Below are 22,804 nucleotides of genomic sequence, written 5' to 3' on the forward strand. Positions count from 1 at the left end.
GTCGCTGTGAAAAATTTTTCGATAAAAATAACCCGAATCGCGATCACTTTGATTCTTGTGCTGTTGGGCATCGCCGCGATATTCAAGGCCTGGGTGTTCTACACCGAGTCGCCGTGGACGCGTGATGCCAAGTTTACCGCCGATGTGGTGGCGATCGCGCCGGACGTCAGCGGCCTGCTGACCGACGTGCCGGTGGTGGATAACCAACTGGTCAAGAAAGGCCAGGTGCTGTTCGTGGTCGATCGGCCGCGTTATGAGCAGGCGTTGGCGGAAGCCGGCGCCGATGTCGCCTACTATCAAGCGTTGGCGGCGGAAAAACGGCGCGAGGCCGGCCGCCGCGTGAAGCTGGGCGTGCAGGCGATGTCGCAGGAAGAGATTGACCAGTCGAACAACTCGCTGCAGACCGTGCAGCACCAGCTGGCGAAGGCCGTGGCGGCGCGCGAGCTGGCGCAGCTGGATCTGGAACGCACCACGGTGCGGGCTCCGGCCGATGGCTGGATCACCAACCTCAACGTCCATGCCGGCGAATACATCACCCGCGGCTCGGTGGCGGTGGCGCTGGTGAAGAAAGATTCCTTCTACATCCTGGCGTACCTGGAAGAAACCAAGCTGAATGGCCTGAATAAGGGCGACCGCGCGGAGATCACCCCGCTCGGCAGCAACCGCATCATGCACGGCACCGTCGACAGCGTGGCGGCGGCGGTGAACAACAGCAGCAGCACGGTGAACAACAAAGGGTTGGCCTCGATCGACAGTAACCTGGAGTGGGTGCGCCTGGCGCAGCGCGTGCCGGTGAAGATCCTGCTGGACGCCAAGGACCAACAGCATCCGTACCCGGCCGGCACCACCGCCACCGTGGTGATCGTCGGCAAGAACGATCGCAATGCCGACAGCGGCTCGCCTTTTGTGCGCCTGATGCACCGGCTGCGTGAGTTCGGCTAATGAGCAGCCCAACCTTTATCCGGCTGAGATTCGCCTTCAAACTCAGCTTCGCGATTGTGTTTGCGCTGTTCGTCGGCTTCCATCTCAATCTGGAAACCCCGCGTTGGTCGGCGATGACCGCCGCCATCGTCGCCGCCGGCCCGGCCTTTGCCGCCGGCGGCGAACCCTTCTCCGGCGCCATACGCCACCGCGGCTGGCTGCGTATCATCGGCACCTTTATCGGCTGCTTCGTCGGCCTGATCATTATCATCACCACCGCCCGCGCGCCGGTGGTGATGCTGCTGCTGTGCTGCATCTGGGCCGGTTTCTGCACCTGGCTTTCTTCGCTCATCAAGGTGGAGAACTCCTATGCCTGGGGGCTGGCCGGGTATACCGCGCTGATCATCATCGTGACGGTCGCCACCAGCGAGTCTCATCTGCTGGAAGCGCCGCAGTTCGCCATCGAGCGTTGCAGCGAGATCGTGCTGGGGATCGTCAGCGCCGTGTTGGCGGATCTGCTGTTCTCGCCGCGTTCGATCAAACAGGACATCGATCGGGCGGTGGATCAGCTGCTGGTAGCTCAATACCGCCTGATGCAGATGTGCATCAGCAACGCCGACAAAGAGGATATCGACCGCGCCTGGAGCAATCTGGTGAAGAGCACCACGGCGCTGGACGGCATGCGCAACAATCTGATGATGGAGTCCTCGCGCTGGCAGAAGGTCAACCGCCGGGTAAAAGCGCTGCATACGCTGTCGCTGACGCTGATCACCCAGGCCTGCGAAACCTATCTGATCTTGGTGAATCGCCCGGAGGCACTGAAAGACAGCCTGCGGGAGCAGCTGATGGTCCCGGCGGAAACCCCACAGGAGATCCACAAGCGCATGAAGCTGTTACGCCAGGTGCTGACCACGCATCGTTCCGAGGAAACGCTGCCGACCATCACCGGTTGGGTCGGCGCGGCGACGCGCTACCTGCTGCTGTCGAAAGGCGTGCACGCCAACTGCAGCATCAGCGCGGTGGAAGAGGGGGTGTTGAGCAACGAAACCGTGGTCAAGCCGACTTCGGCGGAAGGGCATCACGCGATGATCAACGGCCTGCGCACCTTTGTGGCGACGGCCTTCGGCAGCCTGCTGTGGCTGTGGACCGGCTGGACGTCCGGCAGCGGTTTTATGGTGATCATCGCGGTGATCACCTCGCTGGCGATGCGCACCCCGGCGCCGCGCATGGTGGCGATGGATTTCGTGCTGGGCATGCTGGCGGCGATCCCGGTCGGTTCCCTGTTCTTCATGGTGATCCTGCCGGCGACGCAGCAGAGCATTTTGCTGCTGTGTCTCAGCCTCGGCCTGCTGGCGTTTTTCATCGGCATCGAGGTGCAGAAGCGGCGGCTCGGTTCGCTGGGGCTGCTGGCCGGGACCATCAACATTCTGGTGCTGAGCAACCCGATGGAGTTCAACGTCACCCAGTTTCTCGACGGGGCGCTGGGCCAGTTCCTCGGCAGCTGCGTTGGGCTGATGGTGCTGCTGCTGATCCGCGACAATTCGCGTGAACGCACCGGGCGCACGTTGCTCAACCAGTTCGTCAGCAGCGCGGTGTCGGCGCTGACCACCAAGGCGGCGCGTCGTCGGCAAAACCATCTGCCTGCGCTGTATCAGCAGCTTAACCAGCTGCTGATGATGTTCCCGAACGACATCGCCAAGTATCGTCTGGCGTTGAACCTGATCATTGCCCACCAGCGCATGCAGCGGGCGGAGATTCCGGTCAGCGAAGAGTTGTCGGCCTTCCACCGCCAGATCCGCAGCACCGCCGATCGGGTGGTCTCCGCCAAGAACGACGTCAAGCGCGCCTATTACTACGATCGCTTGCTGGGTGAAATGAACGAGTACCAGCAGAAGCTGGTGGACAATCAGGCGCCGCTCAGCGTCACCGGGCCGGTGAAACGCCTGGCCGACATGCTGCATCGCTATCGTCACGCCTTGATCGATTGATGCGTTCCCTCCTGTTGCGCCGCGTTGTGCGGCGCCTTCCCTGACTATACTGAAAGCAGTGCCTGACATGGCGGGCCGTCTCATGTGAGGCGGCCTGTTTTCAGAGAGACTCCGAGTGCCAGAACGACTGGAAAGTGGCATCATTGTCAAGAATGGATGAAACGCTCACCGCCGCGAAAACGTGACGTGCCGGTCATCTTAGTTTCATCCAGGTCGACTATATACCTAACTAGCCTGGGGGAGCTGCGGCGCCTTCGGCGGCATAATTTCAGGGAATGTCATGAACAAGCGGATTCTGTTGGCGATTGTCATCGCCGTGGTCATCGCCGTCTTCAGCGCGCTGCGCGGCAGCGAGCACCGTGCGATCGGCGGCAATGCGACGGTGGTGCAAGCGCCGGCGGGGCAACAGCAGAGCATCGATCGGCTCACGCAGCAGCAAACGGTGGTGAGCTACCTGCAGCAGCATCAGCGGCTGCCGGGCTATTACGTCACCAAGAAGCAGGCGCGCGAGCAGGGCTGGGACCCGCGTTCAGGCAACCTCTGTGCGGTATTGCCGGGCAAGGCGATTGGCGGCGATCGATTCTCTAACCGTGAAGGACAACTGCCGAGCGCCGGCGGCCGGGTCTGGCGCGAAGCGGACATCAATTACCAGTGTGGCCGGCGCGGCGCCGATCGCCTGCTGTATTCGAGCGACGGTCTGATCTTCGTCACGCGCGACCATTACAAAAACTTCATTCGTGTGGAGTGAGTTTGATGGCAAAAGTAGAGTTTGATTTTGAACAGATCCAGGATGTGCCGACCTTCTACCGCGATTTTGCGCACAAGTTTGCGCTGGACGAGGGATTCGGCGCCAACCTCGACGCGCTGTGGGACGTGGTGACCGGCGATATCGGTCTGCCGGTGGAAATCGAGTTCACTCACCTGAATGCCCGCAGCAAGCGTCGTTTCGGCGCGATCATTCTGCTGTTTGAAGAGGCGGAAGAAGAGCTGGAAGGCAGCCTGCGCTTCAATATCCGCGAAAGCAGCGGCGAACCGGCGCATCACCGGGGATGAAACGGGTTCATCCCGGGATGGCGGCGCTTAGTCGGCCGCTTCGGCCAGCTCGCGCAGGTATTGGAAGATCTGGCGGTAAGCCTTAGGCGGCTTGTTGGCGGCCTTCTCTTTCTGCGCGTTGCGCACCAGTGAACGCAGCTGTTGGCGATCGGCGGCCGGATACAGATCCAGGATCGACGGAATGACGTCATCGCCTTCTTCCACCAGGCGGTCGCGCAGCGCTTCCAGTTTATGGAACAGGGAAACCTGCTGGTTGTGGCGGTTTTTCAGCTTGTCGAGCGCGGTCTGGATCGGCTCGATATCGCGGGCGCGCAGCATTTTGCCGATCAGCTGCAGCTGACGGCGACGGCCCTCTTTCTTGATCTTCTGCGCCAGCTCGATGGCGGCGCGCAAATCTTCGTCCAACGGAATGCGGTCCAGCGCGTTTTTGCCCAGATCGACCATTTCGGCCCCCAGGTCTTTCAGCGCTTCGGCATCACGTTTAATTTCACTTTTACTGACCCAGATAATCTCGTCATCGTCCTCGTTTTCATTCTCCGGGACATCGTCGAGCCAGTCTTCAGGCTGTTTGTTCATGGTAGGCTCCGTTAAAAAGAGGCTAATCCTAACAGGTTGCCGGCTTTATGCGAAATTCAACGCGGTTCCTGTTAGACTCAACGGCAGAGATCTCAGGATTTTTGCGCGCCGCCCCGCGTGCACAACTACGCCGCTCCGGCACTTTTCTCAACGATTTTCTGATTAATTATGGCAGATTGATGAAAGTAGTCACTCAAGTTGCAGAACAGCGCAAGGCGCTGGAACAGGCCGTTTCTCAGGCGCTGGAGCTGGCCCGCGCCGGTTCCGACGCGGCGGAAGTCGCGGTCACCAAATCGACCGGCATCAGCGTCAGTACCCGCTTCGGCGAAGTGGAAAACGTCGAGTTCAACAGCGATGGCGCGCTGGGCATCACCGTGTATCACCGCCAGCGCAAAGGCAGCGCCTCTTCCACCGATCTCAGCCCGGACGCCATCGCCCGCACCGTACAGGCGGCGCTGGACATCGCGCGCTACACCTCTGAGGATCCTTGCGCCGGCCCGGCGGAGAAAGATCTGCTGGCGTTCGAGGCGCCGGATCTCGATCTGTTCCACCCGACCGAGCTGGACGCCGAGCGCGGCATCGAGCTGGCGGCGCGCGCCGAGCAGGCTTCGCTGGCGGCGGACAAACGCATTACCAACACCGAAGGCGGCAGTTTCAACAGCCACTACGGCATCAAGGTGTTCGGCAACAGCCACGGCATGCTGCAAAGCTATTGTTCCAGCCGTCACTCGCTGTCCAGCTGCGTCATCGCAGAACAGGACGGCGACATGGAGCGGGATTACGCTTACACCATAGGTCGGGCGATGGGCGATCTGCACAGCCCGGAGTGGGTGGGGCAGGAGTGCGCCCGCCGCACGTTGGCGCGTCTCGCGCCGCGCAAATTGTCGACCATGAAGGCGCCGGTGCTGTTCGCCTCCGAGGTGGCCACCGGATTGTTCGGCCATCTGGTGGGCGCCATCAGCGGCAGCAGCGTTTATCGCAAATCTACCTTCCTGTTGGGCTCGCTCGGCAAGCAGATCCTGCCGGCGTGGCTGACCGTCGAGGAGCATCCGCACCTGCTGAAAGGGCTGGCGTCGACGCCGTTCGACAGCGAGGGCGTGCGCACCCAGAGGCGCGATATCGTCAAGGACGGCGTGCTGCAAACCTGGCTGATGACCAGCTACTCGGCGCGCAAGCTGGGCCTGCACAGCACCGGCCATGCCGGCGGCATCCATAACTGGCGCATTGCCGGGCAGGGCGCGGACTTCGCCGGCATGCTGAAGCAGCTCGGCACAGGCCTGGTGGTCACCGAGTTGATGGGCCAGGGCGTCAGCGGCGTCACCGGCGATTACTCGCGCGGCGCCGCCGGTTTTTGGGTGGAAAACGGTGAGATCCAATATCCGGTCAGCGAGATCACCATCGCCGGCAACCTGAAAGACATGCTGCGCAACATCGTCAGCGTCGGCAGCGATATCGAAACCCGCAGCAATATCCAGTGCGGTTCGGTGCTGCTGCCGGAAATGAAGATCGCCGGCCAGTGATCCGCTGCGCGGCCGGCGCCCGCCGGCTGCGCGTTATCCCGTCTCAACCTTGCTTACAAATCTCCGGTTTCGATTTTTCCCGGCCTTGCCTATGGTAACGGTGGGTTAATTAAAACAATAACTGGAAGGTGAGCAAACATGCAGAATACCCTGAAAGCGCTGGCGGCGTTGACGCTGCTGGCAGCCAGTTCGCTGGCGGTCGCCGCCGATCTTGGCGACGATATGGACACCCTGGCGGAAAACTACAAAACGGTGCTGAATACCGACTCCGCCGCTACCCTCACACAGAGCCTGCAGAACATGCGCGCCGCCGCGCAGGATGCCAAACAGGGCACCCCGCCGAAGCTGGAAGACAAAGCCGCCGACAGCCCGGAGATGAAAGATTTCCGCAGCGGGTTGGATACCCTGATCGGCCAAATCGATCAGGCGCTGGCGCTGGCCAATCAGGGCAAAGTCGCCGAAGCGAAGCAGCTGGCGCAGGGCTTCAAGCAAACCCGCGACGCCAACCACAAGAAATTCCGCTAATCCGTCAACCGTCGCGCCCGTCTTCCGTCAGATAGGAGGAGGGCGCCTGCCCCAGCACGCGGCGGAACATGGTTGAAAACGCCGCGCTGCTGTCATACCCCATTTCCATCGCCACCTGTGTCACGCTGCGTCCTTCGGCCAGCAGCGCCAACGCCAGCACCACGCAGGCGCGCTGACGCCATTGCGAAAACGGCAGGCCGGTCTGCGCGCGAAAGAAGCGGCTGAAGGTGCGAATGCTCATGTACAGACGAGGCGCCCACCGCTGCGCGGAGTCGTGGGCGTCGGGGTGCTGCAAAAAGGCGCGGCACAGCTCACCCAGCCGAGGATCGGCGGGCAGTGGGATGTGCAACGGCAAGGGCTGCAGCCTGGCCAGCTCGTGCAGCAGCAGCGCCGCCAGCGCTCCGTCGCGGCCCTGTTGTTCATACTCCAGCGGCATATCCACCGCCGCCATCAACAGCTGGCGCATCAGCGGAGTGACGCTGACCACCTGACATACCTGCGGCCGTTCGGCGGGCAACGCGCCGGGTTCAAGGTACAGGCTGCGGGTGGTGACGCCGACCATCCGCACCGCGTGCGGCATCTGTGGCGGCAGCCACACCGCGTGCTGCGGCGGAACGACCCAATTGCCTTGCTGCGTGAAAACGTGCATGACGCCGGTAGCGCCGTACAGCAACTGCGCGCGCCGGTGGCTGTGCATTGGCAGCAGATGCCCCGGCGGATAATCGGTGCCGATGGCGATCACCGCACGGGTTACGTGGTCGATGTCATCAATGCGGACGTTGCGCATGTGTTCCCTTTGGCGGGCAGATTGGCCGAAACGCAATGATAGTTGGCCCTTCATATAAAGCAAGCCAGCGACGGTCGCCCTACTATCGGGGCAGAAAAATAACGCTTGTTCGGGGCGCAGTTATTTTATCGGCCATGAAGCCCGTGCAAGTCTTCACACCAGGGTGGGACGAAGGTTCTCGTTCTCGCAATACAAGAAGTTAATGAGGAATAAAGCGTCATTTTATTCCAACACCTGAAGCAATAGTTCTTAGCGCAGTTCAATGACTATAAGGTGATATTTCATGTATAAGTTCGGTGTGATTGGCGGCGGGGCCGCCGGCATCTCTTTTGCGTATAACTTTATAAAAAATAAGTCGGTTAATCATTGCAAAAGGCCGCTTTCCCTGACGGTTTTCGACAAGCAGGGATTTAAAGGCGGCATGGCATACAGCAGCGATTTTGACAGCCATATATTAAATATGACGCCGGAAAATATGTCGGCGGATATTTTCGACGATGCGCACTTCGTTGATTGGATCGCCATGCATTTCCCGCAGTTTTGCCAGGATCGTTATCCGCCGCGCTGGCTGTATCGGGAATATCTCGATTTTATTCGCGACATGACAATATATATGGCGGCGGACAGTAACGTGGTGCTGAATTTCGTCACTGCCGAAGTGAATGCCATCGCGCTGCACGAAGCCGGCTATCGGCTGACCACCGCCTGCGGCGGCGCCGAGCAGATGAACGCGCTGGTGCTGTGTTCGGGGCACAACCCGCCGGAGTGCCTTTACCCGGTGGATGGGGTGATCGCTTATCAGGCCCATCAGGATTTGCCGCCGATCAACCCTTATTCGAGCATTGGCGTGATCGGCTGCAGCCTGACGGCGATTGACGCCATCGTTGAACTGATGGAGCGCCTGGGAGCGACCGACATCTGCGCCCTGTCGCGCTCGGGCCTGTTCCCCAGCGTGCAGCCGGCGGTGATGCGTCCGCCGCCGGAGGCGTTTGTTGAGGCGCTGCGGCGCTTTGTCGCCGGCCGCGATTTTATTGACGCGCATCAGCTGGTGCATGCGATCAACGCCGCGCTGGCGCGCCACTATCCGGGGCCGGAGCGGCTGACGGTGCTCTCGGCGCTGGGGGAAAGGCGCGATTGCTACCGCGATCTGGCGGACAGCCTCGATCGCGCGCGTTTTGCCCGGGAGCATATCTGCAGCTATCTGGCGGCGATCCACCCGGCAGTGTGCGCCGCCTGGGTCAAGATGGATGCCAACAACCGGCAGGTCTTCATGCGCTTTTACAACTCCTCCTGGATGCGCAATCGGCACGCCATGCCGATCAAGAATGCCAACAAGATCGTGGCGGCGCTGGAGAGCCAACGCCTGCGCGCCTGCGGCGGCCTGGTGGATATCAGCAAGGCAACGGACGGGTTTATCCTTCGTTGCCATGAGACGCGGGTGCGCGCGCAGTATCTGTTCAACTGCACCACGCCTTCCTATCAACTGCCGCCCAACCGCCTGAGCCAGCAGCTGCTGCAAGACGGGCTGGTGCAAGAGAACCTGTTCGGCGGCGTGAAGTGCAACCCGCATACGCTGAAAATCGCCGACCGACGCGGCCGTGAGCAGCATCTTTACTCGCTCGGCGCGCCCGCCAAGGGCGATCTTTTTTACACCTCGGCGATGGAATCCATCACGCGGGATATCAGCAAAATCGTGTTCAACAACCCTATTTTCAACGCAAAGAAGGCTGAAGTATGAAGAACGTAGCGCTCTTTGTCGGCAACGACATTTTCTCCTGGCTGGTGTGTCAGGATCTGATCGCCGCCCTGAAAGGCGAGTGTGCTTTTACGGTGTATTTCCCCCTGGCGAAAAGCGGCGGCCGCACCCAGGAGCCGGCGGTTCGCCGCCTGGGGCTGTATGAGCGCGAGGTGCTGAACGATTTTGTGTTCCCGTTCGTTGGCCGCAACGCCGCCGCCTGTGAGGGGGCCTATCAATCGCCGGCCCTGTTCCTGGCCGCCGCCGGGGTCAAGGCGCATCGCGTTCTCGACATCAATGACGCCACGTTTATCAGCAGCCTGGAGCATATGGACGCGGTGATCTCCCTGCGCTGCTATCAGAAATTCTCCGCCGATTATGTGCGCGCCTTCAGCCGACGCGGCAAGCTGCTGTGGAACCTGCACCCCGGCGACTTGCCGCGTTATCGCGGGGTGATGACGCTATTCCGCGCGATGATGAACGGTGACAAGGGCTGTGCGGTGACGCTGCATGAAATGGATGAACACTGGGACGCCGGCCCGGTGCTCGCCCGTCTGCCCGCCGAGCTGCGTCACGATCTGTCGTTCCTGGAAAACATGATGTTGCTGGGCGTGCAAAGCGGCACCTTCCTGGCGCGCCAGCTCATGCGGGCGGAACGGAGCGAAGCGATAGCGGCGGAAAAGCAGGGTGATTCGCGCTATTGGGGCTTCCCGGACGCACAGACGCTGGCGCGGGCGGAACAGGCGGGCATTGAGCTGGTGGATCACGACGCCGTGCGCGAGCAGTATTTGGGGCTGTTCGTCGGCGAGCGCTTCCACCCGCTGGCGGGGCAGTTCTGCGCCGGGTTCGACGACTTCGTGCGGGCGCACGGCCATGATTGAAACGTTGATTGTACTGGGCGCCGGTTTTCTGACCGGCATCACCACCATTCTGTTCGGCTTCGGCGGCGGCTTTGTGGTGGTGCCTTTCGTCTATCACCTGATCTCCGCCTCGGGCGAGCAGCCCGGCCAGGCGATGCATATTGCTGTAGCGACCTCGACAGCGGTGATGATCCTCAACGCGAGTTACGCCACCCTGACCAACTGGCGCAGCGGCAACCTGCTGCGAGAAACCATCGTGCCGCTGATCTTTTTCATCGGCATCGGCGCGGCGCTGGGCGCGTTCGCTTCCTCGCTGCTGGCGGACGGCGTGATCCGCGGGCTGTTTGTGGTCTATATGGCGGTGACCATCGCCGACTGTCTGTTCCGCCGGGGCTTCCTGATCAAACCGGCGCGCGCCGAACTGTCTCCCGCCACGTTGTGGGGCGGCGGGCCGCTGATCGGCGGCATCGCCACCCTGCTGGGGGTGGGCGGCAGCGTGATGACCGTGCCGCTGCTGCGCCGCCATGGTTACGACATGAAATATTGCGTCAGCGCCGCCAACCCGCTGTCGATTCCGGTGGCGGTGATCGGAGCGCTGATGTATATCGTGTTGGGATGGCGCGAGATGAGCGGGCCGCAGTATCTGGGGTACGTCAATCTGAACATTCTGGGGCTGCTGGTGGTGGCGGGGATTGCGGGGATCGTGTTTGCCAGGCGCTGTTTGCCGAAGGTGAGCGATGCGCTGCATGCCAAAATCTACGTGCTGCTGCTGATCGCCGTGCTGATCGCTATCTGCATCTGAGACAGAAAGGGCGGCCGGATGCCGCCCTGAAAACCGCTTAACGGTGGTATTCGCCCGCCGCTTCCGGCTGGTACAGCAATTCCAGCACTTCAATCCGCGCTTCTTCACCGTTCGGCAATTGCCAGGAGATCTGCTTGCCGACGTGCATGCCGAGCAGCGCTGCGCCCAGCGGCGCCATCACCGACAGCTGATCGTGGCTGTCTTTCAGCGAGGCTGGGTAGACCAGCGTGCGCACATGCTCTTCATCGGTGTGCAGATCGCGAAAACGCACGCGGCTGTTCATGGTCACCACGTTGGCCGGCATTTTCTCCGGCGGCAGGATTTCCGCGCGATCCAACTCGTCGTTCAGCGCGGCGGCGACGTCGGTGTTGGCAAAGGCCGGTTGTTCCAATAGCGCATCCAGGCGTTCCGCATCCAGCTCATTAATAGTAATGATGGGTTTGGTCATTCCACTCTCCAGTCAAATCAAAGGGCGCCAGTCTGTGCGCCCATAAATTCGGAAAAACAACACAAAGCAACACCCCCGCGCCAGAGGAGCGGGGGTGTGGGTAATGTCGATTTGTCCCATTGATAGTAGGCGGTTGGGGCGAGAAAAGAAAGAGATCCCGATCACGAAGGCTTTTATCGTCAATCGAGGCAAAAAAAACCGTTAGCCGGGTTATGTAATTGTTATCTCATTTACTTTTTCGCCATAACGCCGTTTTGCGAAATGGATCCCCGCGCGTCATTCAATTTCCACTTCGAACTGGAAAAAACCGGTCTACACAGAAAATCTTGCCGGGGGTAGGGTAAAGACATCACAGAAAGCGGGTTATTCAGGTGATGCGCTTTACGGCTTACTGATTAATGTGGGATCTAGGGGTACTGAAAAGTGAATGATGGATCTGCTTCGATAAAAGAAATTGAACAATCCGATGTCAGCGAAGCCGGTGAGATCACCGCTCGGGTGCTGGCGGATATTACCGCGATGCTGAATGCTGAGAATATTTATACCAATGCGGTGCAGCAACAGATGCTGGAATCGCATATTCGCGCCATGGTGCTGCGTTCAATAACCGGTGAGCCGTTGCCGGAGGTGGATAAATCGCTTTTCGACGAAATTTCCGCCGAGTCCATGCAAATGGCGGAACGCGTGGTGAATCAGTTTGGCACATTGCCTATCGAAGAAGCCTATTTGCTGTCCGTGCACTTCGAAGTGGCGAAAGATAATAACGCATAGCGGTTAACGCATCGATTTCAATCAGGAGAATATACCATGGGTCAAATTACCGTAGTGATCGGCGATCGTTTGGGCAAAGGGCAAAAAGTCGGCCAGGGCGTTGAAAACGCAGGCGGAAAAGCGGTGGTCATCCCCGGCGTGGCGGCGGATATGAAGCTGGGCGACGTCATGAAAGCGGAAAACGCGCAGCTGGGCATCTCTTTTTGCGGCAGCGGCGGCGCAGGCGCGATTACCGCGCAAACCAAATACGGCTACAAGGCCAAATACGGCATGCGTTCGGTGGAAGAGGGCGTGACGGCAATTAACGAAGGCTGCAACGTGCTGGGTTTCGGCTTTATGGATAAAGAAGAGCTGGGCCAGAAACTGGTGGAAGCCTACGTCAAAAAACATGGCAACCCATAATGAAAGAGCAATATACCACATCGGTAAAGGTGGAGGGTAAAGGCGACAGCAAAGCGAAAGCTTTTGCTTCCGCCTTGGCTAATGTGCAGGGCGCGGTATTAAAGTCCACCAACAATATTCTGCTGCGCATCGAGCCGCAGGACGTCAGCGTAGTGAAGGCGGAAGAGAAAATAACTAAAGAGAAATTTCTTTTCTTCTTTTTGCCGCGTGAAAGAAAGAGCTATGCCGTTTCTCTGGAAATAACCGTGAACGTAACCATTATCAATACCGAGAAGGTTGTCTTCGTCACGAAATAAAAACGTTAGCATAAATGAAAGGGTATACTGATGTTTTTAATCATCTTATTTAAATCGATTATTATCGGTGGGCTGGTGGGGGTCGGCGTAGGGGCCGGCGCCGCACGCATGTTCCACGCGCCGACAACACAGGGCATGGGAGCGTTTCGCACCCTGGGCGAGCTGAACTCCTGCGAGGGCGATCCGGCTTCCCACTTCTCATTCGGTCTGGGCTTCTTCTTCAACGCCTGGGCGTCTTCCGTGGCGGCGGGCTCCTTCACGCAGGACGTCGATCACCGCATCATCCCGCATTGGGGCGCGGCGGCCCTGATGGTCAAGAACCGCAATCTGGCGCAAACGCTGCACGATCCGAAAAAAATGGCCATCGCCTGCGGCATCATCGGCATGCTGGTGGTGGCCTTCCTCAATACCACCGCTTCCGCCGTGCCTGCCGCGCTGCAGGTTACCGCCATCAAGGTGCTGGTGCCGGCGGCCAACCTGCTGGTGAACACCGTGATGCCGGTGATCTTCTGGCTGGCGGCGATCGACGCCGGGCGCCGTTCCGGCTTCTGGGGCACCATCTTCGGCGGCCTGGCGCAGCTGATCATGGGCAACGCCGTACCGGGCCTGGTGCTGGGCATTCTGATCGGCAAGGGCGTGGAAGAGAGCGGCTGGAACAAAATCACCAAGATCATGATGGCGGTGATCGTGCTGCTGTTCGTGCTGAGCGGCTTCTTCCGCGGCTTCGACATGAAAGTTCTCGAGTCCTTCAGCCTCGGCGTGCCGGGCTGGCTGGACGCCATTCACAACACCCTGAGCGGTAAATAAGGAGCGGGATGATGGAAGAGCAAACCCAAAAAGGCTTCTGGTACGCCGACTGGTCATTCCCGATTTTTGTTGGCCTGCTGTCCTCCGGCGTGTTCGCCGGGACGCACATGTACTACCTGTACGGCATCGGCGCCTTTAACGAAGTGGCCTTCGTCTCCATGCTGCGGGCGGGGATGGATACCGGCGTGTACGGCGCGGTGGCGGCGTTCGGCGCCAGCTTCCTGTTCGCGCGCATCATCGAAGGTTCGCTGGTGGGCATCCTCGACATCGGCGGCGCGATCCAGACCGGCGTCGGGCTGGGCGTGCCGGCGCTGCTTTTGGGGGCCGGCATCGTGTTCCCGGTCGCCAACTTCGCCGCTTCGCTGGCCACCGGTCTGATCATCGGCCTGGCGATCGGTTACGTGATCATTCTGGCGCGCAAATTCACCATCAATCAGAGCAACTCCACCTACGGGGCTGACGTGATGATGGGCGCGGGCAACTCGTCGGGCCGTTTCCTCGGGCCGTTGATCATCCTGTCGGCGATGACCGCTTCGATCCCGATCGGCATCGGTTCGCTGCTCGGCGCGCTGCTGTTCTATATCTGGGGTAAACCGATCACCGGCGGAGCGATCCTCGGCGCGATGATCCTGGGGGCGATCTTCCCGGTAGCCATTTCTTAAGAGGCCTGCGCCAGGCGCCGCCCGATACGGCGGCACCCGGGCTAACAGGAGCAATGCGGTATGTATGACTTAGTAATCAGAGGCGCCAGACTGGCGGACGACACGCTGATCGATCTGGCGGTGAAAGACGGCAAATTAGCCTCGGTGGGGCGGTTGGCGGCGGACGTCAGCGCCGTTCGCCAGCTGGATTTGGCGGGCAACTGCCGCCTGAGCGCCGGTTGGATCGACGCGCACGTGCATTGCTATCCCGAATCGCCGATTTACCATGACGAGCCGGATCGGGTCGGCGTCGCCAGCGGCGTCACCAGCGTGGTCGATGCTGGTAGCACCGGCGCCGACGATATCGACGCCTTTTATCAGCTGACGCGCAGCGCCAAAACCAACGTTTTCGCCTTCCTCAATATCTCGCGCATCGGCCTGCTGCGGCAGAACGAGCTGGCGGAGATGACGGACATCGACAAGCGCGAGGCCGGCCAGGCCATCGCCAACCACCCCGGCTTTGTCATCGGCATCAAGGCGCGCATGAGCAGCAGCGTGGTGGGCAAGAACGGCACTCGCCCGCTGGTGTTGGCCAAAGAGATCCAGCAGGAAAACCGCCAGCTGCCGTTGATGGTGCATATCGGCAATAACCCGCCGGATCTGGATGAGATCGCCGATCTGCTGACCCGCGGCGACATCATCACCCACTGCTACAACGGCAAACCGAACCGCATTCTGACGCCGGCGGGCACGCTGCGCGAGTCTATCCAGCGCGCGCTGCGGCGCGGCGTATTGCTCGACGTAGGGCACGGCACCGCCAGCTTCAGCTTCGAGGTGGCGCGCCAGGCGATCAAACTGGGTATTTTGCCGCACACCATCAGCTCCGATATTTACTGCCGCAACCGCATGAACGGACCGGTGCACAGCCTGGCGACGGTGATGTCCAAGTTCTTCAGCGTCGGCCTGACGCTGCCGCAGGTGATCGCCTGCGTGACGGAGAACGCCGCGTCGGCGCTGCAGCTGAGCGGCAAAGGGCGGCTGGAGCCGGGCTATGACGCCGATTTCACGCTGTTTGAGCTGCGCCGCGAACCGCAGGTGTTCGCCGACGCCGAAGGGCAAACCGCCGAGGGTGAACGGCTGCTGGTGCCGCTGGCCGCGGTGGTGGCCGGGGAAATCCTATTAACCGAACAAGGGGAGGCAAGCCATGTCTTCGATTTATGAAAAATACGGTTTGAAGCAGGTGATCAACACCTCCGGCCGCATGACCATTCTCGGCGTTTCCACGCCGCGCCAGGACGTGATCGACGCCGTTGATTACGGCCTGAACCACTATTTCGAAATCAAGGATCTGGTCAACAAGACCGGCGCCTACATCGCCGATCTGCTCAACGTGGAGGATGCGGTGATCGTCTCCTGCGCCTCGGCGGGCATCGCCCAGTCGGTGGCGGCGGTGATCGTTAAAGATAACGCCAATCTGCTGGTGAACCTGCATTCGGCGTCGGTGACCGTGCCGCGCGAGATCGTGCTGCCGCGCGGTCACAACGTCAACTTCGGCGCCCCGGTGGACACCATGGTGGCGCTGGGCGGCGGCAAGGTGGTGGAGGCGGGGTACGCCAACGAATGTTCGCCGGAGCAGATTGAAGCCTGCATCACGCCGCAGACCGCGGCGATCCTGTACGTCAAATCGCACCACTGCGTGCAGAAAAGCATCCTGTCCGTCGAACAGGCGGCGGTGGTGGCGCGCAAGCATAACCTACCGCTGATCGTCGACGCCGCGGCGGAAGAAGATCTGATGTGTTACTACCAGATGGGGGCCGATCTGGTGATTTACAGCGGCGCCAAAGCCATCGAGGGGCCGACCAGCGGTCTCGTGATCGGCAAGAAACAGTACGTCGAGTGGGTGAAGTTGCAATCCGGCGGCATCGGCCGGGCGATGAAGGTCGGCAAAGAGGGCATCCTCGGCCTGACGCAGGCGATTGAAAGCTATCTGACGCTTGAGAAAACCACCGGGCAACAGATGGTGGAGCGGATGACGCCGTTCCTCGACAGCCTCAACACCCTGACCGGCGTCAGCGCCAGGACCGTCTGGGACAGCGCCGGCCGCGATATCGCTCGCGCCGAGATCACCTTTGATGAGGCTGTGCTGGGGCGGTCGACCTATGACATCGTCCAGGCGCTGAAAACCGGCGACATCGCCATCTACTTCCGCGGCTATAAAGCCAACGAGGGCAAGATTGAGGTCGATGTGCGCAGCGTCGACGAGCAACAGCTGATGACCGTCTTTAGCTGTATCAAAAACCTGTTTACGGAGAAACAAGCATGCAGCTGCAGCCTAACTACTATCGCGACCGCGTTTGCCTGAACGTGCTGGCCGGCTCCAAAGCCAACGCGCAAGACATCTACGCCGCGGCGGAAGGCCATGTGCTGGTGGGCGTGCTCTCCAAAAACTACCCGGACGTCGACAGCGCGGTGACCGACATGCTGCGCTATGCGCGCCTGATTGAAAACGCGCTCTCGGTCGGCCTGGGCGCCGGCGATCCGAAGCAGTCGGCGATGGTTAGCCTGATCGCTCAGCAGGTGCAGCCGCAGCACGTTAACCAGGTGTTTACCGGCGTCGGCGCCAGCCGCGCGCTGCTGGGCCAGAACGACAGCGTGGTCAACGGCCTGGTGTCGCCGACCGGCCGCGTCGGTTGGGTGAAGATCTCTACCGGCCCATTGAGCGCCGCGGCGCCGGACGGCATCGTGCCGGTGGAAACCGCCATCGCCCTGCTGAAAGACATGGGCGGCAGCTCCATCAAGTATTTCCCGATGGGCGGCCTGAAGTGCAAGGACGAATACCAGTACGTAGCCAAGGCCTGCGCCGAGCATGACTTCATGCTGGAGCCGACCGGCGGCATCGATCTGGAGAACTTTGAGCCGATCGTCGAGATCGCGCTGGCGGCCGGCGTGAAACGCGTGATCCCGCATATCTACAGTTCGATCATCGACGCCGCCAGCGGCGACACGCGCCCGCAGGACGTGAAAACCTTACTGGCGATGACCAAAACGCTGGTGGGCTGAACGCACAATGGGATGAGGTAAACGCTGGGAGGCGAAGGTTTTCCCGTGGCGCGGCATGCCGCGCCGCCGTTACCTATAGCCTATAGCTTTCAAGTTGCAGCTAGGCGGCAAGCGCACTCACCCCAGGAGCTTACTTAAGTAAGTGACTGGGGTGAGTGCGGGCAGCCAACAACGCTGCGGCTTGAAAGATGACGGATATATACTGAGGATTACTATGCGAAACTGGCAGGTTCCAACCCGACGCTCCGCGTTGTTCCTGGCGCTGCTGGCCGTGACCGGCCCGGCGCTGCATGCTGAGGATGCAATGAACTCCACGTCATCTCATTTTGCCTATATCGGCACCTACAATCCCAACGGCGAAGGCGTTTATCGGGTGCAGGTCGATCCGGCCAGCGGTGCGCTGAGCCACGCCACGCTGGTCAGCAATGTGCCGAATCCGGCGCAGCTGACGTTGAGCGCTGACGGCAAGACGCTGTATGTCGCCAGCGAAGTGGCCGATTTCAACGGCGGCAAGCACGGCGGCATCACCGCCTACCGGGTCAATCCGGCCGATGGCGCACTGACGCAGCTCAACCAGGTGGATTCGCAGGGGGCAGGGCCGGTGTATCTCTCCTCGATGCCGGACGGCCGCCATCTGCTGGTGGCGAACTACGTCAGCGGCAGCGTGGCGGCTTTCCCGATTGAAGCGGACGGCAGCCTGGGCGCCGCCAGCTCGGTGCAGCAACAGCAGGGGCCGGCGGGCGCGGCCAAACCGGCGGCGGCGGTGAACGGCAGCTTCGCCATCAGCGATCACAACGGCCCGCATGCCCATATGATCGCCAGCGATCCGAGCGGCAAGTTCGTGTTCTCCACGGATCTGGGGTTGGATCGCATCTACCAATGGCGCTTTGACGCCGCGAGCGGCCGCCTGACGCCGAACGATCCGCCGTGGATCGCCGCCTCTTCCGCCGGCGCCGGCCCGCGTCATTTTGTGTTCCACCCGGACGGCGACACCGTGCTGCTGGTGAACGAAGAGGCCTCGACGTTGACCAGCTACCGTTTTGATCGCCAAAAAGGTACTCTGAAACAACTGCATGCGGTTTCCGCGCTGCCCGCCGACTATCAGGGCACCAGCTTCGCCTCGGGGCTGGCGCTCAGCAAAAACGGCGGCACGCTGTACGTCGCCAACCGACTGCATAACAGCATTGCCCAGTTCAGCGTGGGCGCCGGCGGCGAGTTGAAACCGGTGGCGGAAACCTGGACCCGCGGCGATTATCCGCGTTCGCTGGCGCTGAGCCCGGATGGCCGCTATCTGTATGCGCTGAACCAGCGCAGCGATAACGTCACCCGCTTCAGCGTCAACCCGACGGACGGCAAACTCAGCTTTGTGGGCGGCTATCTGCCGATCGGCAGCCCCTCGCAAATGGCGTTTCTGCCGCCGGCGAAGTAACCCGTGGCCCGTCCGGTTCGCCGGGTGGGCCGCCTGATTGACGGACACAGAATGGTGCGATTTCCTTACCCGCGTTTGGCTTACTTGTTCGATGCTTTGCAAACCGAGACTTTGCCGCAGGATGAGCTGGCGAAGCGTTTCGCCGTGTCCACCCGCACGGTGCGGGCGGATATCACCGCGCTGAACGAGATCCTGGACAAATACGGCGCGCGCTTCGTGCATAGCCGCGGAGCCGGCTATCGCCTGCAGGTCGATAACGCTGCGCTGTTCAGCGCCCTGCAGCATCAGGAGCGCCGCAAACAGGCCACCCCGCGCAGCGCGCAGGAGCGGGTGCATTATCTGCTGGTGCGTTTTTTGACCTCAGCCTTCTCTCTCAAACTGGAAGATCTGGCCGACGAATGGTTCGTCAGCCGCGGCACGCTGCAAAACGACATGGCTGAGGTGAGGGAGCGTCTGGCGCATTATCAATTGACGATCGAAACCAAACCGCGTTACGGCATGAAGCTGTTCGGCGCGGAGATGGCGATCCGCGCCTGCCTGACCGATCTGTTGTTCCAGCTGCAGCTGGCCGACGCCGAGAACCCGTTGCTCAACAACGAGATCCTGTTGCAGCCGCAGGTGGCGGCGTTCGCCGGATTGCTGCACCCGCTGTTGTCGCAATACGCCATTCGCCTGACCGACGAGGGCGAGCAGTATCTGATCTTCTACTGCGCGGTGGCCCTGCGGCGCATCAACGACGGTTATCCGCTGCCGGACTTCGAGGTGGAGGACGGCGACGAGGCGGTACGCCAGGTGTCGACCCGTCTGGCGGCGGAGCTGCGCGCGGCCTCCGGCAAAGAGATCTCGATGGCCGAAGAGGCCTATCTGCGGGTCAACATCGCCGCGCGCCGCGTGCAGGACGTGCAACCGACCGAGATCAACGCCGACGATGAAGAAGCGTTGGTGGACTACATCCTGTCCTACATCAACGCACACTATAACTACAATCTGCAGGGCGACGAGCAGCTGCGGGCCGATCTGCTCACCCATATCAAGACCATGATTACGCGGGTGAAATACCAGATCAACATCCCCAATCCGCTGCTGGCCAACATCAAGCAGCACTATCCGATGGCTTACGACGTGACGCTGGCGGCGGTCTCCAGCTGGGGCAAATACACCCCCTATACCCTGAGTGAAAACGAGATCGGCTATCTGGTGTTGCACATCGGCGTGGGGCTGGAGCGGCATTACAACATCGGTTATGAACGCCACCCGCAGGTGATGCTGGTGTGCGATACCGGCAACTCGACGGTGCGCATGATCCAGGCGCAGATTGCGCGCAAGTATCCGCAACTGGTGATGACGCGCATCGTCTCGCTGCGCGATTATGAGATGCTTGCGCACATCGACGAAGACTTCGTGATTTCCAACGCCCGCATCGGCGAAAAGAACAAGCCGGTGGTGGTGATGTCGCCGTTCCCGACCGATTATCAGCTGGAGCAACTGGGCAAATTGGTGCTGGTGGATCGCACCAAACCGTACATGCTGGAGAAGTTCTTCGACGCCGAGCATTTCATGGTGCTCGACGAGCCGCTGACGCAGGCGGAGCTGTTCAGCCGGGTATGCGGCCAGCTGGAGCGGGAAGGATACGTCGGCGCGGACTTCTATCCGTCGGTGGTCGAACGCGAGGCGATCGTCTCCACGCTGCTGGGCGAAGGCATCGCCTTGCCGCACTCGCTGGGGCTGCTGGCGAAAAAGACCGTGGTGGTGACGCTGCTGGCGCCGCAGGGCGTCGTCTGGGGGGAAGGTGAGATCGCGCACGTGATTTTCCTGCTGGCGATCAGCAAGAGCGACTATGAAGAGGCGATGGCGATCTACGAGCTGTTCGTCACCTTTGTGCGTGAACGCTCAATGAGCCGCCTGCTGGGCAGCGACAGCTTCGACAGTTTTAAGGCGGTGGCGTTGGACTGCCTGAGCCGGAGTTGAGGGGCATGTGAGTGATTGGGCGCAGAAGCGCCCTCAGCGACTAATCTTCATCAAACCCGGAGTTGAACAGCTCGACCACCGCCGCCAGCGCGTTGACTTCGTCGGGGCCGGTCGCTTCGACTTCGATATGCCGGCCCTGGGCGGAGTCCAGCATCAGCAGCGCGATGACGCTGCTGGCTTCGGCCTCGGTGCCGCTTTCGTTGCGCAGCATCACTTCCGCATCGAAGCTTTGCACCAGTTCGAACAGCTTCATCGCCGGGCGCGCGTGCATGCCCAGTTTGTTTTTGATTTCAACCGTCTGTTTGACCGTCATTGTTTACGCTTTTCCAGCGTGCGGTGGCGCGACTGCACGTTCTTGCCGCGCGAGCGGAAGTAATCGGCCAGCTGTTCCGCCACGTACACCGAGCGGTGCTTGCCGCCGGTACAGCCGATGGCGACCGTCAGGTAGCTGCGGTTGTTGGTTTCCAGCATCGGCAGCCATTGCTCCAGGTAGCTGCGGGTCTGGTAGATGAAGTTGTGCACTTCGGTATGGCGATCGAGGAACGACGCCACCGGTTTGTCCAGACCGGTCATCGGCCGCAGCTTCGGATCCCAGTGCGGGTTCGGCAGGAAGCGCACGTCGAACACGTAGTCGGCGTCGATCGGGATGCCGTGTTTGAAACCGAAGGATTCGAACACCATGGTCAGTTCGCGCTCGCGCTTGCCCAGCAGGCGGGTGCGCAGCATTTCGGCCAGTTCGTGCACCGACATTTCCGAGGTGTCGATAATCAGGTCAGCCCGCGAGCGCAGCGGTTCGAGCAGATCGCTTTCTTCGTCGATCGCGCTTTCCAGCGACAGGTTTTTGCTGGAGAGCGGATGCAGGCGGCGGGTGTCGCTGTAACGGCGGATCAGCGTGTTGCGATCGGCGTCGAGGAACAGCAGTTGCGGTGAGAAGCTGTCCGGCAGCTGAGTCATCGCGTATTCGAACACTTCCGGCGATTCCGGCATGTTGCGCACGTCGATGCTGACCGCCGCGGAGATATTGCGTTCCGCCAGCGTATTGGCGAGCTGCGGCAGCAGAACCACCGGCAGGTTGTCAACGCAGTAAAAACCCATGTCTTCCAGCGCCCGCAAGGCGACGGATTTTCCGGAACCGGAACGGCCGCTGACAATCATCAGCACCATGTGGCAACTCCCCTGGCATCGCGGCGGCGTTCATCGCCACCGGTGGAAACTTTGTTATTCCGGCCGCAGCCGGATCCATCATCGTGAAACAGTAACGTTATCCGGGCTGGAAGTCACGCCGGCCGGGCATCACTCGGTGATGATTTGGTAAAGTTCTTCGTCGCTTTGCGCGGCGCGCAGGCGGCGACATACGGTTTTGTCGGCCAGGCGTTTGGCGACCAGCGACAGGGTATGCAAATGGGTTTTGCACTGATCGGCAGGCACCAATAGCGCGAACAGCAGGTCGACCGGCTGGTTATCGATAGCGTCGAAAGCGATGGGTTGGTCGAGACGGATAAACACGCCAACGGCCCGCAGTGTGTCCTCTTCCAGTTTGCCGTGGGGAATGGCGATACCGTTGCCGATACCGGTGCTGCCCATGCGTTCCCGGGTGAGAACCGCGTCAAACACCACCTGCGAAGGCAGATTGAGCTGTTTGGCGGCCAGTTCGCTGATAATTTCCAAAGCCCGCTTCTTGCTGGTGCAGTGTACCGAGCTTTTGGTGCACTCGATGTTTAACACCGAGCTTAATTGCATATATTCGTTGTTCATCTCATCTTCACTTAAAACCGCGCCGCCGGGCGCGCCCGGCAAGGCGGTTTTTCGTCGGTTTTAACCCTGATTACCGTTCGGCGCGTCACCCATGCGGGTCACGCGCCGAAGGGGGAGGCGGCGACGGATGCCGCCTCATGGAATGGGTTAGGGTGTCAGTGTTGCTTCAATTTGTCTTTATGTTTGTTCAATTGACGTGCCAATTTGTCGATCAGCGTATCAATTGCGGCATACATATTCTCGTCTTCCGAGGTGGCGTGCAACTCGCCTCCATTCACGTGCACCGTTGCTTCCGCAATTTGCTGCACTTTTTCCACACTTAATACAACATACACCTGATTGATGCGATCAAAATACTGTTCGAGTTTGGCGAACTTGTTGTTCACGAACTCGCGCAACGGATCGGTGATTTCGATGTGGTGTCCGGTAATGTTGAGCTGCATAGTGTCTTCCTTCTCAA

Annotated in this window: 26 protein-coding genes; 19 read left to right on the forward strand and 7 right to left on the reverse strand. The window is 60.6% G+C overall.

The features are described 5' to 3' along the window. The first annotated feature begins 6 nt into the window (after positions 1–6). The 4 genes from aaeA to ACMGGK_RS01830 all read left to right on the forward strand — a co-directional run bounded on the left by aaeA (position 7) and on the right by ACMGGK_RS01830 (position 3,962). Positions 7–942, forward strand: coding sequence for a p-hydroxybenzoic acid efflux pump subunit AaeA (gene aaeA, locus ACMGGK_RS01815; RefSeq protein ID WP_028127537.1), 936 nt, complete (start codon positions 7–9; stop codon positions 940–942). Further along, the gene (aaeB, locus tag ACMGGK_RS01820) at positions 942–2,909 is read left to right on the forward strand and encodes a p-hydroxybenzoic acid efflux pump subunit AaeB (RefSeq protein ID WP_164052786.1); all 1,968 of its coding nucleotides are present in this window, start codon (positions 942–944) and stop codon (positions 2,907–2,909) included. The genes aaeA and aaeB overlap by 1 nt, the downstream gene beginning before the upstream one ends. Before the next feature lie 280 nt (positions 2,910–3,189). Continuing rightward, entirely contained in the window at positions 3,190–3,657 is a 468-nt protein-coding gene (locus tag ACMGGK_RS01825) for a ribonuclease (protein ID WP_049299907.1), read from the forward strand. A gap of 5 nt (positions 3,658–3,662) precedes the next feature. Then, positions 3,663–3,962: a barstar family protein gene (locus ACMGGK_RS01830; RefSeq protein WP_004936963.1), complete on the forward strand. Its 300-nt coding sequence runs from the start codon at positions 3,663–3,665 to the stop codon at positions 3,960–3,962. A gap of 27 nt (positions 3,963–3,989) precedes the next feature. Here the strand turns inward: ACMGGK_RS01830 and yjgA are convergent, their stop codons facing one another. Continuing rightward, on the reverse strand, positions 3,990–4,538 hold the full coding sequence (gene yjgA / locus ACMGGK_RS01835; protein ID WP_004936968.1) for a ribosome biogenesis factor YjgA: 549 nt from the start codon (positions 4,536–4,538) through the stop codon (positions 3,990–3,992). Positions 4,539–4,717: 179 nt separating this feature from the next. Between yjgA and pmbA the strand changes: the two genes are divergently transcribed. Next, a complete protein-coding gene (gene pmbA / locus ACMGGK_RS01840) occupies positions 4,718–6,058 on the forward strand; it encodes a metalloprotease PmbA (RefSeq protein ID WP_420276642.1) in 1,341 nt (446 codons plus the stop codon). 138 nt (positions 6,059–6,196) lie between these two features. Then, positions 6,197–6,583, forward strand: a complete 387-nt coding sequence (cybC, locus tag ACMGGK_RS01845; RefSeq protein WP_016930224.1) for a cytochrome b562 — start codon at positions 6,197–6,199, stop codon at positions 6,581–6,583. Between the two features lie 4 nt (positions 6,584–6,587). Here the strand turns inward: cybC and ACMGGK_RS01850 are convergent, their stop codons facing one another. Continuing rightward, a complete protein-coding gene (locus tag ACMGGK_RS01850; RefSeq protein WP_016930223.1) occupies positions 6,588–7,370 on the reverse strand; it encodes an AraC family transcriptional regulator in 783 nt (260 codons plus the stop codon). 283 nt (positions 7,371–7,653) lie between these two features. On the opposite strand from ACMGGK_RS01850, the gene ACMGGK_RS01855 reads away from it, so the two are divergent. From ACMGGK_RS01855 to ACMGGK_RS01865, 3 genes are read left to right on the forward strand one after another with little or no spacing between them, the layout of a single operon-like run. Beyond that, the gene (locus ACMGGK_RS01855; protein WP_143778458.1) at positions 7,654–9,108 is read left to right on the forward strand and encodes an FAD/NAD(P)-binding protein; all 1,455 of its coding nucleotides are present in this window, start codon (positions 7,654–7,656) and stop codon (positions 9,106–9,108) included. Further along, on the forward strand, positions 9,105–9,986 hold the full coding sequence (locus tag ACMGGK_RS01860) for a formyltransferase family protein (protein WP_016930221.1): 882 nt from the start codon (positions 9,105–9,107) through the stop codon (positions 9,984–9,986). The genes ACMGGK_RS01855 and ACMGGK_RS01860 overlap by 4 nt, the downstream gene beginning before the upstream one ends. Further along, positions 9,979–10,767, forward strand: a complete 789-nt coding sequence (locus ACMGGK_RS01865) for a sulfite exporter TauE/SafE family protein (RefSeq protein ID WP_016930220.1) — start codon at positions 9,979–9,981, stop codon at positions 10,765–10,767. Before ACMGGK_RS01860 ends, ACMGGK_RS01865 begins: the two co-directional genes overlap by 8 nt. Before the next feature lie 37 nt (positions 10,768–10,804). On the opposite strand, the gene rnk is transcribed toward ACMGGK_RS01865, so the two are convergent. Beyond that, on the reverse strand, positions 10,805–11,215 hold the full coding sequence (rnk, locus tag ACMGGK_RS01870; protein ID WP_004936993.1) for a nucleoside diphosphate kinase regulator: 411 nt from the start codon (positions 11,213–11,215) through the stop codon (positions 10,805–10,807). Between the two features lie 444 nt (positions 11,216–11,659). Between rnk and ACMGGK_RS01875 the strand changes: the two genes are divergently transcribed. The 10 genes from ACMGGK_RS01875 to ACMGGK_RS01920 all read left to right on the forward strand — a co-directional run bounded on the left by ACMGGK_RS01875 (position 11,660) and on the right by ACMGGK_RS01920 (position 20,589). Then, positions 11,660–11,986 carry a glycine dehydrogenase gene (locus ACMGGK_RS01875; RefSeq protein WP_086013604.1) on the forward strand — a complete coding sequence of 109 codons (327 nt, stop codon included), beginning with the start codon at positions 11,660–11,662 and terminating at the stop codon, positions 11,984–11,986. A gap of 36 nt (positions 11,987–12,022) precedes the next feature. Further along, positions 12,023–12,388 (forward strand): glycine-rich SFCGS family protein, encoded by a 366-nt coding sequence (locus tag ACMGGK_RS01880; protein WP_004937000.1) that lies wholly within the window; start codon positions 12,023–12,025, stop codon positions 12,386–12,388. Further along, positions 12,388–12,684 carry a DUF4312 family protein gene (locus tag ACMGGK_RS01885; protein ID WP_004937003.1) on the forward strand — a complete coding sequence of 99 codons (297 nt, stop codon included), beginning with the start codon at positions 12,388–12,390 and terminating at the stop codon, positions 12,682–12,684. Before ACMGGK_RS01880 ends, ACMGGK_RS01885 begins: the two co-directional genes overlap by 1 nt. Positions 12,685–12,714: 30 nt before the next feature. Continuing rightward, positions 12,715–13,491 (forward strand): DUF4311 domain-containing protein, encoded by a 777-nt coding sequence (locus tag ACMGGK_RS01890; RefSeq protein ID WP_004937006.1) that lies wholly within the window; start codon positions 12,715–12,717, stop codon positions 13,489–13,491. Between the two features lie 11 nt (positions 13,492–13,502). After that, positions 13,503–14,153, forward strand: a complete 651-nt coding sequence (locus ACMGGK_RS01895; protein ID WP_004937013.1) for a DUF4310 family protein — start codon at positions 13,503–13,505, stop codon at positions 14,151–14,153. Between the two features lie 60 nt (positions 14,154–14,213). Next, entirely contained in the window at positions 14,214–15,353 is a 1,140-nt protein-coding gene (locus ACMGGK_RS01900; RefSeq protein WP_049241460.1) for an amidohydrolase/deacetylase family metallohydrolase, read from the forward strand. Beyond that, on the forward strand, positions 15,337–16,494 hold the full coding sequence (locus ACMGGK_RS01905; protein ID WP_420276643.1) for a DgaE family pyridoxal phosphate-dependent ammonia lyase: 1,158 nt from the start codon (positions 15,337–15,339) through the stop codon (positions 16,492–16,494). The genes ACMGGK_RS01900 and ACMGGK_RS01905 overlap by 17 nt, the downstream gene beginning before the upstream one ends. Further along, complete coding sequence (gene dagF / locus ACMGGK_RS01910; protein WP_420276644.1) at positions 16,452–17,192, forward strand: 2-dehydro-3-deoxy-phosphogluconate aldolase; 741 nt, start codon at positions 16,452–16,454, stop codon at positions 17,190–17,192. The genes ACMGGK_RS01905 and dagF overlap by 43 nt, the downstream gene beginning before the upstream one ends. 214 nt (positions 17,193–17,406) lie before the next feature. Beyond that, entirely contained in the window at positions 17,407–18,621 is a 1,215-nt protein-coding gene (locus tag ACMGGK_RS01915) for a lactonase family protein (RefSeq protein ID WP_420276645.1), read from the forward strand. A gap of 51 nt (positions 18,622–18,672) precedes the next feature. After that, positions 18,673–20,589: a BglG family transcription antiterminator gene (locus tag ACMGGK_RS01920; protein WP_079450135.1), complete on the forward strand. Its 1,917-nt coding sequence runs from the start codon at positions 18,673–18,675 to the stop codon at positions 20,587–20,589. A gap of 40 nt (positions 20,590–20,629) precedes the next feature. Here ACMGGK_RS01920 and npr read toward each other — a convergent pair whose 3' ends face one another. From npr to hpf, 4 genes are all read right to left on the reverse strand, one after another. Further along, a complete protein-coding gene (gene npr / locus ACMGGK_RS01925) occupies positions 20,630–20,902 on the reverse strand; it encodes a PTS phosphocarrier protein NPr (protein ID WP_004937034.1) in 273 nt (90 codons plus the stop codon). Next, on the reverse strand, positions 20,899–21,753 hold the full coding sequence (gene rapZ / locus ACMGGK_RS01930; protein ID WP_015379177.1) for an RNase adapter RapZ: 855 nt from the start codon (positions 21,751–21,753) through the stop codon (positions 20,899–20,901). The genes npr and rapZ overlap by 4 nt, the downstream gene beginning before the upstream one ends. A 129-nt stretch (positions 21,754–21,882) precedes the next feature. Continuing rightward, positions 21,883–22,344, reverse strand: coding sequence for a PTS IIA-like nitrogen regulatory protein PtsN (gene ptsN, locus ACMGGK_RS01935; RefSeq protein ID WP_016930212.1), 462 nt, complete (start codon positions 22,342–22,344; stop codon positions 21,883–21,885). 155 nt (positions 22,345–22,499) lie between these two features. Continuing rightward, positions 22,500–22,787, reverse strand: coding sequence for a ribosome hibernation promoting factor (hpf, locus tag ACMGGK_RS01940; RefSeq protein WP_004937038.1), 288 nt, complete (start codon positions 22,785–22,787; stop codon positions 22,500–22,502). Positions 22,788–22,804 lie beyond the last annotated feature (17 nt).

The organism is Serratia sp. BNK-33-b, assembly GCF_048684565.1.
Taxonomy (GTDB): domain Bacteria; phylum Pseudomonadota; class Gammaproteobacteria; order Enterobacterales; family Enterobacteriaceae; genus Serratia; species Serratia marcescens.